The organism is Roseovarius conchicola (genome assembly GCF_041403425.1).
Lineage (GTDB): Bacteria > Pseudomonadota > Alphaproteobacteria > Rhodobacterales > Rhodobacteraceae > Roseovarius > Roseovarius conchicola.
In genome coordinates, this window is sequence record NZ_JBGEHK010000003.1 from 209,325 (window position 1) to 222,391 (window position 13,067).

13 protein-coding genes are annotated in these 13,067 nt (G+C 61.5%); 8 read left to right on the top strand and 5 right to left on the bottom strand.

What is annotated here, in order from left to right:
- Positions 1-15: 15 nt before the first annotated feature.
- The 6 genes from V6N02_RS10175 (at position 16) to V6N02_RS10200 (ending at position 7,087) form a co-directional block, all read left to right on the top strand.
- Positions 16-531, top strand: coding sequence for a lipocalin family protein (locus V6N02_RS10175; protein WP_371225471.1), 516 nt, complete (start codon positions 16-18; stop codon positions 529-531).
- 10 nt (positions 532-541) lie between these two features.
- Positions 542-1,948 carry a carnitine 3-dehydrogenase gene (locus V6N02_RS10180; protein ID WP_371225472.1) on the top strand — a complete coding sequence of 469 codons (1,407 nt, stop codon included), beginning with the start codon at positions 542-544 and terminating at the stop codon, positions 1,946-1,948.
- A 5-nt stretch (positions 1,949-1,953) separates the two neighbouring features.
- The gene (locus tag V6N02_RS10185) at positions 1,954-3,117 is read left to right on the top strand and encodes an acyl-CoA dehydrogenase family protein (RefSeq protein WP_371225473.1); all 1,164 of its coding nucleotides are present in this window, start codon (positions 1,954-1,956) and stop codon (positions 3,115-3,117) included.
- 226 nt (positions 3,118-3,343) lie between these two features.
- Positions 3,344-4,270 (top strand): alpha/beta hydrolase, encoded by a 927-nt coding sequence (locus tag V6N02_RS10190; RefSeq protein ID WP_371225474.1) that lies wholly within the window; start codon positions 3,344-3,346, stop codon positions 4,268-4,270.
- On the top strand, positions 4,263-6,305 hold the full coding sequence (locus V6N02_RS10195; protein ID WP_371225475.1) for an acetate--CoA ligase family protein: 2,043 nt from the start codon (positions 4,263-4,265) through the stop codon (positions 6,303-6,305). Before V6N02_RS10190 ends, V6N02_RS10195 begins: the two co-directional genes overlap by 8 nt.
- Positions 6,302-7,087 (top strand): carnitinyl-CoA dehydratase, encoded by a 786-nt coding sequence (locus V6N02_RS10200; protein ID WP_371225476.1) that lies wholly within the window; start codon positions 6,302-6,304, stop codon positions 7,085-7,087. The genes V6N02_RS10195 and V6N02_RS10200 overlap by 4 nt, the downstream gene beginning before the upstream one ends.
- Here V6N02_RS10200 and V6N02_RS10205 read toward each other — a convergent pair whose 3' ends face one another.
- The gene (locus tag V6N02_RS10205) at positions 7,088-7,852 is read right to left on the bottom strand and encodes a sulfite exporter TauE/SafE family protein (protein ID WP_371225477.1); all 765 of its coding nucleotides are present in this window, start codon (positions 7,850-7,852) and stop codon (positions 7,088-7,090) included.
- Positions 7,853-7,998: 146 nt separating this feature from the next.
- Here V6N02_RS10205 and V6N02_RS10210 point away from each other — a divergent pair, with 146 nt between their 5' ends.
- Positions 7,999-9,684 carry an acyl-CoA dehydrogenase family protein gene (locus V6N02_RS10210; RefSeq protein ID WP_371225478.1) on the top strand — a complete coding sequence of 562 codons (1,686 nt, stop codon included), beginning with the start codon at positions 7,999-8,001 and terminating at the stop codon, positions 9,682-9,684.
- A gap of 3 nt (positions 9,685-9,687) precedes the next feature.
- Here the strand turns inward: V6N02_RS10210 and V6N02_RS10215 are convergent, their stop codons facing one another.
- Both V6N02_RS10215 and V6N02_RS10220 read right to left on the bottom strand, forming a co-directional pair.
- Positions 9,688-10,293, bottom strand: coding sequence for a hypothetical protein (locus V6N02_RS10215; RefSeq protein WP_371225479.1), 606 nt, complete (start codon positions 10,291-10,293; stop codon positions 9,688-9,690).
- A gap of 8 nt (positions 10,294-10,301) precedes the next feature.
- On the bottom strand, positions 10,302-11,003 hold the full coding sequence (locus tag V6N02_RS10220; protein WP_371225480.1) for a fumarylacetoacetate hydrolase family protein: 702 nt from the start codon (positions 11,001-11,003) through the stop codon (positions 10,302-10,304).
- Between the two features lie 111 nt (positions 11,004-11,114).
- On the opposite strand from V6N02_RS10220, the gene V6N02_RS10225 reads away from it, so the two are divergent.
- Positions 11,115-11,801 carry a DUF1045 domain-containing protein gene (locus V6N02_RS10225; RefSeq protein ID WP_371225481.1) on the top strand — a complete coding sequence of 229 codons (687 nt, stop codon included), beginning with the start codon at positions 11,115-11,117 and terminating at the stop codon, positions 11,799-11,801.
- Here V6N02_RS10225 and V6N02_RS10230 read toward each other — a convergent pair.
- Entirely contained in the window at positions 11,798-12,640 is an 843-nt protein-coding gene (locus V6N02_RS10230) for an EamA family transporter (protein WP_371225482.1), read from the bottom strand. The genes V6N02_RS10225 and V6N02_RS10230 overlap by 4 nt on opposite strands.
- A complete protein-coding gene (gene fosX, locus V6N02_RS10235; protein ID WP_371225483.1) occupies positions 12,637-13,047 on the bottom strand; it encodes a FosX/FosE/FosI family fosfomycin resistance hydrolase in 411 nt (136 codons plus the stop codon). The genes V6N02_RS10230 and fosX overlap by 4 nt, the downstream gene beginning before the upstream one ends.
- Between the last annotated feature and the right edge of the window lie 20 nt (positions 13,048-13,067).

Sequence of the window (13,067 nt, forward strand, 5' to 3'; positions counted from 1 at the left end):
GAAAAGGCGGGCCTCATGAGACGGTTTATTCCCTTCATTGCCCCCGTGATGCTGGCTGCGTGCCTAACTACGCCGACCCCGCAGGTCAGCTATCGCGACGCGGACGTGCCGCTGGCGGTGACCACGCGCGGCGGGATCGGCGCGATGCAGGGCGATTGGATGGTGCGCGGGGCCTTTCCCGACAGCGCCAGCATTCAAACGGTCGCGATTGCCGCGCGCAGTGACGGCAAGATCACGGTTGAGATCGCACAACCCGGCTGTGAGCCTGAATGCCACCTCCTGTCCGGCGCATGGCCGGCCGAGCGGATTGCGCAAAACCGCCTGCGTCTGTTGACGGACAGCGCGCAGGACCCGGAATTATGGGTGATCTGGATGGATGAAGGCGTGCGCACCGCTGTGGTTGGCACGCCCGACGGGGGCGCGGCGTTCATTCTGGATCGCAAGGCAACAGGCGGCGATGACCGGATCAAGGCCGCCCGCGAGATACTGGATTTCAACGGATATGACGTCACCCAACTGGTGATGCGCTAGGGAGAAACCGATGAGCAAAACAGCAGCAATCATTGGCGGGGGTGTGATCGGCGGCGGCTGGGCCGCGCGATTTTCCCTGAACGGGTGGGACGTGAAAGTGTATGACCCCGACCCCGAAGCCGAACGCAAGATCAACGAGGTGATGGCCAATGCGCGCCGTGCCCTGCCCATGCTGGTGGATCAGCCCATGCCCGAACCGGGCACCGTCACGCTGTGCGCCACGCTGGAGAAGGCTGCAACAGGGGCGGATTTGATTGTCGAGGCCGTGCCGGAACGGGTGGACATCAAGCACAAGGTCTACGCCCAGATCGAAGCGGTGAACACGGACGGCATCATCGCCTCGTCAACCTCGGGCATCATGCCGACCGATCTGCAATCGGAAATGGCCCATCCCGGCCGGTTGATCGTGGCGCATCCCTTTAACCCGGTCTACCTGCTGCCGTTGGTCGAGCTGGTCGCGGGCGAGAAGACGGACCCGGCCCATATCGAGGCCGCGAAAGAGATTTACAGCAACCTTGGCATGTACCCGCTGCATTGCCGGGTCGAGATCGAAGGGTTCCTCAGCGACCGTCTGCAGGAGGCACTGTGGCGCGAGGCGCTGTGGCTGTTGCATGACGATGTGGCCACGGCCGATGAGATCGACGCGGCGATTGCCTATGGCCCCGGTTTGCGATGGGCGCAGATGGGCACGATGCAGACCTTCCATCTGGCGGGCGGCGAAGGCGGGATGCGCGCCATGCTGGCGATGTTCGGGCCTTGCCTGAAATGGCCCTGGACCAAGCTGATGGATGTGCCCGAACTGACCGACGATTTCGTCAACAAGGTCGGCGATCAGTGCGAGGATCAGGCGGGCGATCTGGGTCCGCGCGATCTGGAACGGATTCGCGATGACAACCTGATCGGCATCATTCGCAGTCTTAAACAAAACGATTGGGGGGCCGGGTCGGTGGCCAAGGCGCATTCCAACGCCCTGCGCCCCGAAATGGCCGAGGCCAAACCGCTGCGCAGCCAGGACCGGGTGATCCCCGTCGACTGGACCGATATCAACGGCCACATGAACGAAGGCCGCTATGGGCAGTTGTTCAGTGATGCCGCCGAAGAGGTGATGGCCTATGTCGGCGCGGATGAGGCCTATATCGAAGGCGGCCTGAGCTATTTTACCGTTGAAACCACGGTCAAATACATCGCTGAAACCCATGCCGGGGAGCGCGTGCATGTGGACAGCACCATTACCGTGGGCGAGGGCAAGAAACTGCGCTGTTTCCACGAGATGAAACGCGCCTCAGACGGTGAACTGATGGCCACCTGCGATCAGTTCATGCTGCATGTGTCGCTCGAAACCCGCCGCACCTGCGACCCCGCCGATCACGTCAAAGCCAAAGTCGAGGCGCTGGCCGCCTTGCATGCCCAAGGATAGCCGCCATGGATTTCGCGCTTACCGAAGAACAGCAGATGATCATCGACACCACGCGCGCCTTTGTCGAGAACGAGCTTTATCCGCACGAGCTGGAGGTAGAGCGCACCGGCCATCTGCCGATGGAGATCATCAAAGAGGTGCAGGCCAAGGCGATCGAGGCCGGGCTTTATGCGGCCAACATGCCCGAAGAGGTGGGGGGCGCCGGGCTCGATACCCTGACCTGGCTGATGTATGAACGCGAGCTGGGCCGCGCCAACTACGCGCTGCACTGGACCTGCGTGGCGCGTCCTTCGAACATCCTGCTGGCCGGCACGGACGAGCAGCGCGAGAAATACCTGCATCCTTGCATTCGCGGCGAGAAATGGGATTGCCTTGCGATGACCGAGCCCGGTGCCGGATCGGATTTGCGGGGCATGAGTGCAACGGCGCGCGAGGATGGCGATGATTTCGTGCTCAATGGCACCAAGCATTTCATCAGCCATGCCGATATCGCCGATTTCTCGATCGTCTTCATGGCCACCGGAGAAGAAGACACGCCGCGCGGCAAGAAAAAGCTGATCACGGCGTTCTTTGTCGATAAAGGCACGCCCGGCTTCACTGTGCGCGAGGGGTACCGCAATGTCAGCCACCGCGGCTATACCAATGCCGTACTGGAGTTTGACGATTGCCGCCTGCCCAAATCTGCGGTTTTGGGCGAGGTACATAAAGGCTTCCAAGTGGCCAATGACTGGCTGGGCGCGACCCGCCTGCAAGTGGCCGCGACATCACTTGGACGCGCCGAACGCGCCCTGCAACACGCGGTCGAGTATTCCGCCGAGCGCAAGCAATTCGGCCAGCAGATCGGCAAATTCCAGGGTATTTCCTTCAAACTGGCCGATATGGCGACCGAGCTGAAGGCGGCCGAACTGCTGACCTGGATGGGCGGCTGGAAGTTTGATCAGGGCACGGTGACGGAAACCGACATGTCCATGGCCAAGCTGAAAGCCACCGAAATGCTGGCCATGGTCGCCGACGAAGCCATCCAGATCCATGGCGGTATGGGTCTGATGGACGAATTGCCACTGGAACGCATCTGGCGCGATGCCCGCGTGGAGCGCATCTGGGAAGGCACCTCGGAAATTCAGCGCCACATCATCAGCCGCGAAATGCTGCGGCCTCTAGGGGGATAGAAGAGTATTATGCCTCCGGCGGGGATATTTACAGCCAGAAGAAACGGGGAAGCGCCCTTGACCCTCCCCCGCTTGAGATTGCGCATAGCTGCGCTTCTCCTGGCGCGGTCATCGGCGTCCCCGCCTGTACCGCCTCATGAAGCTAGCAAGCCATGGTTAACAAATCCTTGCTTCTTCTGGCTTCAAATATCCCCGCCGGAGGCGAAATACTCTTTTGGAGCAGACCTTGCGACGATCTGAGCTTCCCGCTTCTCCCAGCGCCGAGGCCAATGCGTGGCTGGCGGATCCGGCCAACCGCCAGCCTGACGCGCTGGACCTTGTGGCGTTGCCTGCAGCACGGGCCGAAGGGTTGGCATTGGCTGAGGAAAGCGAGCGCGCTCTTTGTGCGCAGCACTTGGTCACCGCGGCCTGGCGCGATGTGGCCGGGATACGTTGCTTGGAGGTGACCCCGGAAACACATCGCAGCGATCAGGCAATCCTCTATCTTTTCGGCGGGGGATTCATCTCGGGCGGGGCCCTGCAGGATTTACAGATCATCGCCCCAATCGCGGCGAAGACGGGCATGCGCGTCATCGCACCCGAATACCGGCTCGCACCAGAGCACCCCTGGCCCGCCGCTCTGGAGGATGTGCAAACCGTCGCTGCCGAACTGACGCAAGCAGGCCCTTGCGCGATCTGCGGTGAATCTGCGGGCGGGAACCTCGCCCTGTGCGTGACGCAATGGATCATCGCGCAGCGTTTGCCCGCCCCGTCCGCCCTTGCGCTTATGTCCCCTGCCAGCGATCTGACCGAGGCCTATGACACAGGCGACATCCCTGATGATCCCAGCCTGCGCCCCCGCGCGGTTATGCAAGTCTCTCAGACCTACGCCGGTGGTCAGCCCCTCGAGGATCCGCGCCTTTCGCCGCTCTTTGGCGCATTTGCACCCAACTGGCCAGCCACCCTGATCACCACCGGAACACGCGATTTGTTTGTTGGCCAATGCCGCAGGCTGCATGACACACTCCGTCAGACCGGGGCCGAGGCCCATCTGCGTGTCTGGCCGGGCCTGTGGCATGTGTTTGAATACTATCCCGACATCCCCGAAGCGGCCTTGTCGCTGAGTGAGATTGCTGCCTTCCTGACCACCAAAGACAAGACCACCCATGCCTGATCTCTCCCGCCTGTTTCGCCCCTCTTACATCGCCGTGATCGGCGGCGGGGCCTGGTGCGCCTCGGTCATCGAGCAATGCCGCAAGATGGGTTTCACCGGCCCGGTCTGGCCCGTCCACCCTAAGCGCGATAAAGTTGGCGGCGTGGCCACCTTTGCCCGGCTGGAAGATCTGCCCGGTGTGCCCGATGCCACCTTTATCGGCGTGAACCGGAACATCACGATTGAGGCCGTGCGCCTGTTGGCCGGGATGGGCGCGGGCGGTGCCGTGTGTTTTGCCAGCGGGTTCCGTGAGGCCCAGGCCGAGACTGGCGATGGGGCCAGTCTTCAGGACGCTTTGCTGGATGCGGCGGGCGAGATGCCGATTGTCGGGCCCAATTGCTATGGGTTCATCAACTATCTCGATGGCGCGCTGTTATGGCCAGATCAGCATGGCGGGGTGCGCTGTGACAGCGGCGTAGCGATCCTGACCCAAAGCTCGAACATGGCGATCAATCTGACCATGCAGACGCGTGGCTTGCCTTTGGCCTATGTCGCCACTGCGGGCAATCAGGCGCAGGTTGGGCTGTCAGAGATTGGCCAGACACTGTTGCAAGACGACCGGGTCACCGCGTTGGGATTGCATATCGAGGGGATCGGGGATCTGCGCGCGTTCGAGGGGCTGGCCCAGACCGCCCGGACCCTCGGCAAACCCATTGTCGCGCTAAAAGCCGGACGCTCGGAACAGGCGCAGGCAGCGGCGATTTCGCACACCGCATCGCTGGCCGGTAGTGACGCGGGTGCGCGCGCGCTTCTGGCGCGGCTGGGGGTCGCGCAGGTGAGCAGCCTGACGGCCCTGCTGGAAACCCTCAAACTACTGCATCTGGCCGGGCCCTTGCCGTCCAACCGCATCGCCTCGATGTCGTGCTCAGGCGGCGAGGCCAGTCTGATGGCAGACACCGCGCTGGATCACAGGGTTGAATTTCCGCCGCTGGACGAGGACCAGAAAACCGCGCTACGCGAGGCCCTTGGACCGATGGTGGCGCTGGCCAACCCACTGGATTATCACACGTTTATCTGGACCGATGCCGATGCGATGACCCGGACCTATTCCGCTATTGTGGGTGGCGCTGAGGTGGATATGGGCTGTATCGTCTGTGATTTTCCGCGCCCGGACCGCTGTGACCCGGGCGCCTGGGATTGCGTTATCGAGGCGGGCGAGGCCACACAACGCGCAACTGGCAAGCCCTTGGCGATCCTGGCCACCCTGCCCGATGCCCTGCCTGAGCAATTCGCAGAAAGATGCATCAATGCCGGGCTGATCCCGCTGCTGGGTATTGATGACGCGCTCAGCGCAATTGCCGCCGCCGCGTGGCTGGGGCGTGATCGACCCGAACCTGCCCCACTTCTGCTGCCGGGTACGACAAGCGAGTGCAATGTGCTGAGCGAGGCGGATGCCAAATCGGCCCTCTCGGCCCATGGCCTGTCTGTTCCCGGTGCCGCCCATGCAAACCGTATCGACGACGTGCCGGAGGCGGTGAGCGGTCTGACCCCGCCGCTCGTGCTCAAAGCCGAAGGGCTGGCACATAAGTCGGATATGGGCGGCGTGGTTCTCGGGCTAGAGACCGAGGCAGAAGTGATCGAGGCTGCCACGACGATGCCCTCGGACAGTTTCCTGATCGAAGAGATGATCACAGGCGCGATGGCTGAACTGCTGATCGGGGTGATCAAGGACCCGGCGCATGGGTTCGTGCTGACTTTGGCCGCGGGCGGAGTGATGACCGAGCTGATGCAGGACAGCGCCTCGCTGCTGCTGCCGACGACCGAGACCGATATCCACACCGCCTTGTCCAGCCTGCGCATGGCTCCGCTGCTGACCGGATATCGCGGCAAGCCCAGTGCGGATATGAACGCGATTGTCCGTGCCATCCTTGCAGTACAGGCCTATGTTGCCGAAAACGCCGCCCGGCTGGAGGAGGTCGAGATCAACCCGCTGATCTGCACCCCCACCCGCGCCGTGGCCGCCGACGCCCTGATCAGAATAGGAGATCCCGAATGAGTGATAGCCCCATCAAGACAGACCGCCGTGGCGCGGTGCTGGAAGTCACGCTGGACCGGCCCAAGGCCAATGCGATTGATCTGCAGACCAGCCGGATCATGGGGGATGTTTTCAGGGAATTCCGCGATGATGACAGCCTGCGCGTGGCGATCATCACCGGCGCGGGCGAGAAGTTCTTCTGCCCCGGCTGGGATCTGAAGGCAGCCGCGGATGGCGACGAAGTGGATGGCGATTACGGCGTTGGTGGCTTTGGCGGCCTGCAGGAGTTGCGGGGCCTCAACAAGCCGGTAATTGCCGCCGTCAACGGGATTTGCTGTGGCGGGGGGCTGGAATGGGCACTGTCTGCGGACATTATCCTGGCCGCCGATCACGCCAGCTTTGCCCTGCCTGAAATCCGCTCGGGCACGGTGGCGGATGCGGCCAGCGTGAAGCTGCCCAAGCGCATTCCCTATCACATCGCCATGGAAATGCTGTTGACCGGGCGCTGGATCGAGGCCGAAGAGGCCGCGCGCTGGGGGATGATCAACCGGATCGTTCCGGGGGCCAACCTGATGACTGAGGCACATGCGCTGGCCGATCATCTCGCCTCGGGGCCGCCGCTGGTTTACGCCGCGATCAAAGAGATCGTGCGCGAGGCTGAGGACATGACCTTTCAGGATGCGATGAACCGCATCACGCGGCGGCAGTTTCCCACGGTCGATGTACTTTATGCCTCGGACGATCAGCTGGAGGGCGCCCGCGCTTTTGCCGAGAAACGCGATCCGGTCTGGAAGGGTAAATAGTCAGAATGCGCGGCGGATCAGGTTCAACCCCGCGATCAGGAGCACGAACAGTATCAACCGACGAAACGTGGCCTGATCCAGCCGGTCGTGAATTTGCAGCCCCAACCACATCCCTACGATGGAGGGGATCACCAGCAGGATCGACAAAGGCAGTGTTTGCAGCCGCAGCACACCCGAACTGAAATGCGCGCTCATCAGGGCCAGGGACCCCAGCGTATAAATCACCCCCTGAATGCGAACGTGATCGCGTTTGTCGATATCCTGCGCGGTCAACATCGCGGCCGTTGCGGGCCCCCAGTTGCCCGAGATACCGCCGAAAAAACCTGCGACGCCACCGATCATTGCTTCGGTCCTGAGGCCGTGCCCTTTGGGCAGGCGCAAGGGCCACCCGGCCAGCCCAACGGCCGCATAGAGCACCATCGGAACCCCGATCAGCAGCAGCATGCCTTGTGGACTGAGCACGCGCACCAACTGTGCGCTCAGCAGCATCACCACCAATCCGGTCCACAAAAACACCTTATATCGTTTGACCGCGCCCCATGCTTCGGCCACTCCGTGACGTAGCGCCTGCCATGCGTTGGTGGCCAATGTTGGCAGGATCAACCCGGCCAATGCCAGTTCGGGGCTCATCACCGAACTGAGGCCCGAAATCAGGAGCATCGGCATGGCAAACCCCACCACGCCTTTGATGAAGCCCGCAACAAGGGCAACCAGAAAGGCAAAGCCCCATATCCAGAGGGGGAGTGAGGCCAAAAGCGCGTCCATGCCTCTTCTTAGCATTTGCGCCTAGCCCTGCATTGAGAAAATTCAAGGCGCAACTTTTGAAAATATTCGCCTACATCTGGGCATAATAGTTGCGCTGCAACTGCGAAATAGCTAGAAGACACCGACGGTAGAACAGGATATGATTCATGGCACATGATGGACAGGACGTGGGTATGACACGCGCAATCCTTTTGGACGACCTTCTGACATTGACCGGCGCGGCAATTGCCCCGGTTGAAGCGGTTCTGGAAACGGCAAAGACAAAGGTCAAAGACATGGTCGTGGTCGATGGCCGCGTCTCGGGCGGGGCGGTTGAGGCCCATCAATGTGCCGCGCATGGGCTGGCATGGCTGGCCACTTACGTGGAATCGCTGCGCCAGATGCAGAATTGGGCCAAGCGGCTGGACGCGGATGGCAAGTTTGGCGAGGTTGAACAGCTGATCCACCAGATCGCCTTCGGGGAGTACCTGTGGCAGATTTATGGCGGCATCCAGATGAACCAAGGCGAAATGATCCGCCTGCAAGATATGGGTCTGGATCAGGACGACATGCGCGGGCTGATGGTGCCCGAGGTGATGACCCTGACGCAGCATGGCAACACCCAGAACGCGCGCACCCGCCTGGTCGAGCTGATGCAGGAACGCAGCGCCGAGATCACCGTCGGGGCCAGCGGCCTTGACGAAGAACTGGAAATGATCCGCGAGCAATTCCGCCGCTATGCCATTGAGAATGTTGAGCCTTATGCCCATGACTGGCATCTGAAAGATGAGCTGATCCCGATGAGCGTCATCGAGGAGCTGGCCGAACTGGGCGTGTTTGGCCTGACCATTCCGGAAGAATATGGTGGTTTTGGCCTGTCCAAGGCGTCGATGGTCGTTGTCTCGGAAGAGCTGAGCCGGGGATATATCGGTGTCGGGTCACTGGGCACGCGCAGCGAAATCGCAGCCGAACTGATCCTGTGCGGTGGTACGGATGCGCAGAAGGAAAACTGGCTGCCGAAACTGTCGAGCGCCGAAATTCTGCCCACGGCCGTGTTCACCGAGCCCAATACTGGTTCGGATCTGGGTAGCCTGCGCACGCGCGCTGTGAAAGACGGCGATGATTACCGCATCACCGGCAACAAAACCTGGATCACCCACGCCGCGCGCACTCATGTGATGACATTGCTGGCCCGCACCGATCCCGACAGCAAGGACCATCGTGGGCTGTCCATGTTCCTGGCCGAAAAGACACCCGGCACGGACGAGGCTCCGTTCCCGACCGAAGGGATGTCAGGTGGCGAGATCGAAGTGTTGGGCTATCGCGGCATGAAGGAATACGAGCTGGGTTTCGACAACTTCCATGTGAAGGGCGAAAACCTGCTGGGCGGCGAAGAAGGCAAAGGTTTCAAGCAGTTGATGGAAACCTTCGAATCTGCGCGCATCCAGACGGCGGCCCGCGCCATCGGTGTGGCGCAATCGGCGCTGGACGTATCGATGCAATATGCGATCGACCGCAAACAGTTCGGCAAATCCCTGATCGAATTCCCGCGCGTCAGCAGCAAGCTGGCGATGATGGCGGTGGAAATCATGGTCGCCCGACAGCTGACCTATTACAGCGCCTGGGAAAAAGATCACGGTCATCGCTGTGACCTTGAAGCGGGCATGGCCAAGCTGCTGGGCGCGCGCGTGGCGTGGGCCGCAGCAGATAATGGCTTGCAAATCCATGGCGGCAACGGCTTTGCCACCGAGTACAAGATCAGCCGTATCCTGTGTGACGCACGTATCCTGAACATCTTTGAGGGCGCTGCCGAGATTCAGGCGCAGGTGATCACGCGGCGTTTGCTGGGGTAAGCTCTACTCCGGAACAACGAGGTGGCACGCGGTGTCACCTCGGTTCGGGCCGTATTGCTTTCTGATATTGGTGCGGCACTGTGTTAAGGCGGCCTGTTTCGCCACGAACGGTGCCGTGCGCGCCCACGCAGCCCCCCATGCGCCGCTATCGGATAGGGCGATGGCCTTGTGATTTGGCAAGCCTTGGAACCGGTCCAGCGCTTCGGCCTGGGCATGGGACAGGTCTCGGCCCTGAAACTCGATCACGACTTCGGGGCGCAGACGCGCAATGACCTGGCAGCCTTCGGAAAACTCGGCACATCTTGCCAGGGCGATCTTATCGGCGTGGGCCTGAGAGGTGTAGTTATCCGACCAGCCAAAAGCACCATCCCCGGTGCTGGCGAAGGCGCCGTAATAGCCCCGTATGGTGAGAAACGCCTCGTAGGCGGCGGATGCGTTTTTTTGACTGCGACGCGGCGGTGCCCCGAACGTATCCACCTGTTTTTCAACGGTATAAAGCGGGCGAGGCGCGGGCGTGGTATCACGGACCTGCAGCCACACAATCACCAATAGTCCGGCAACCACCACCACGGCATCGGTCAAGGTCAGGGTCTTGCGGCGATGTCCCATGAGAGCCGCTAGTCTGACCTGCTAATCCGCAGAGAAACGGGGACGAGACCATCGATTTCGCCACGCAAGGCACTGCCCGGCTGAACCGGGCCAACGCCAGCAGGGGTGCCGGTATAGATCAGATCACCGGGGCCAAGGTGGTAGTAGTGCGAGAGGTGGGAAATCACCTCGGCAACGCTCCAGACCATGTCCGATAAGCGCGCATCCTGCACGACACTCCCGTTGTGTGACAGGCAAATGGGCTGATCGAGAGGCACACCAAATTCCTCCGCTGGCAGGATCGGCGCGATGATGGCAGCGTTCTCAAAATCCTTACCCAGATCCCACGGGCGACGTTTGTCCTTGGCGGCAGCCTGCAGATCACGGCGGGTCAGATCGATGCCACAGGCATAGCCGTAGACCGCCTCCAGCGCGTCCTCTTCGCGCACCTGAAAGGCCGGGGCACCCAGCGCCACAACAAGCTCCATCTCGTAATGGACGTCCTTCGATCCGGCCGGATAGGCAATATCCGCCTCGCTGAGGCAAAGCGCATGGGCCGATTTGGTGAAGTAGAACGGTGCCTCGCGATCCACCTCGTTGCCCATTTCAATCGCATGGGCGGCATAGTTGCGCCCGACACAGAAGATGCGGCGCACAGGATAGCCCTGATCGCGGCCCCTGATTGGCACAAGTGGCGGGGAAGGTATTGAAAAGGCGGGCGTAAGGGGCATGGTGCGCGTGTCTTTCTGATCGGATGTGAGCGAGTTATGCGGCTCTGCACCCGGAGATGTCAAAGCAAACTGGCAGGTGGCAGGCCTTGGTATGCTGAGCTATGACAGGCCATGCAGTTTCGACGATACGCTATCTATGTCGTGCCGGATGGTAACGCCTTGGCCGATTTCGGTGCCTCCTGGCTGGGGTGGGATGTGGTGAGGGGCGTCCCCCTGCCCCATCCTGAAACGGATTTACCGATTGAGGACATCACAAAAACCCCCCGTAAATACGGCTTCCACGGCACCGTGCATTGGCCCGTGACCCTTTCCGACCCAAGCGAGGCGGGCCTTGCGCAGCTGACCGAGGCGGTTGCGGGTTTTTGTGCAAGCCGCCGCGCTATCGAGCTGGAAAGTCTGGAACTTGCCCGGCTGGGACGGTTCCTCGCACTTGTGCCAACGCGCGATGAGGCCGCGTTGAAAGACATGGCCGCCGATCTGGTGCGTCTTCTGCAACCCTTTCGCGCGCCTGTGAGCGAAGCCGCAATTGCCAGACGCCGCGCGGGCCATCTCAGCCCGGAACAGGACGCTTTGTTGACCAAGTGGGGCTATCCGTATGTGATGGACCAGTTCCGCTATCACATGACGCTGACCGGCAAGTTGTCCAAGGCGCAGTTACCCAAGGTCGAGGCGGTTTTGAACACGCTGTTGCAAGCGGTTCTGCCACAGCCTTTCGTGATTGACGCCCTCAGCCTTGTCGGAGAGGACAACGCGGGGCGTTTCCATGTCATCGAGACGTTCCCTTTTCGCGGCGCCTAACGCGCGAACCGCAACAGGGCTGCGCCGGTCAGGGTGGTCGCAGTGGCAATCACCTTGAGCAGGTTCAGCGGTTCTTTCAGCACCAGAACCCCGATCAGCAGCGCAAAGACAATGCTGGTTTCCCGCAAGGCCGTGACCAGCGCGATGGGCGCTTGGGTGAAGGCATAGACCACCAACGCATAGGCCGCGAAAGACGCCCCGCCGCCGATCACCAACGTGCGGGTTTGGGCCAGCGCCTTGGTGGTCAATCCGGGGCGCATCATGCGGGCCAATCCAGCCAGGACAACCGCGTTCAGCACTGCCATCCAGCCATAAAACCCCAGCGACGTCCCCGCGATCCGCGCGCCGATTCCATCGGCCAGAGAATAGGCCGCAATAAACCCGCCAGTGGTCAGCGCCAAAAGCGCCGCCTTACCCTGAAACAATCCATCGGCGCTGCGCACCATCGAAATGCTGGCAATCCCGATGGCGATGATCGCAATGGCGGCCAGTTCCATCCTCTCAAAACTGACCCCCAGGAACAGCGCCGAGGCAGCAGTCACGATCAAGGGCGCGACGCCCCGGGCGATGGGATAGACCTGGGTCATGTCGCCCAGCCGATAGGCCGACGCCAGAAAAATCTGATAGCCAAGATGCAGTGCAACACCCAAGGCCAGCCATGGCAGACTTGCCAACGCGGGCGTCGGGGCCACGGCCAGACAGGCCAGCCCGGCAAGGCCCTGCCCGAACACCACGGCGGTCATGGCGACCACCTTGTCAGCGCCGCCCTTGACCACGGCATTCCAGAGCGCATGAAGAAAGGCGGCCAGAAGGACGATCCCGAAAACTGTACCTGTCATTTCAAACCTTTCGCATAGCGAGCCAGCCGTTGGTCCAGCGTGCCGGTATGCAGCTCGATCAGGTGGTTATCCGGCGTGTGGAAGTAAAGCGAGCGCCCTTCACCTTCCACGCGAGGACGAGGCGGGCGCAGATCAAGGCCAAGGGCTTCGATCCGGGCCTGACGATCCTCGAATTCGTCCTCGGTGATCTGAAAGGCGATGTGGTTGTAACTGCGTTCCGGCAAAGGCTCACCCAGCATGGTGGCCATCCAGACATCGCCGATCATGAAAAACCGCTCTTCGGAGAGGGAAAACTGATCGCCTCCACTGTCATAAATACAGCGTGCATCCAGCACAGTCTCAAGGATCGTCTGCATCCGGTCCAGATCGGCGGTGATTAGGGTGATGTGCGACAGGCCCTGGGACATGGTCCATGCATAGCAACCAC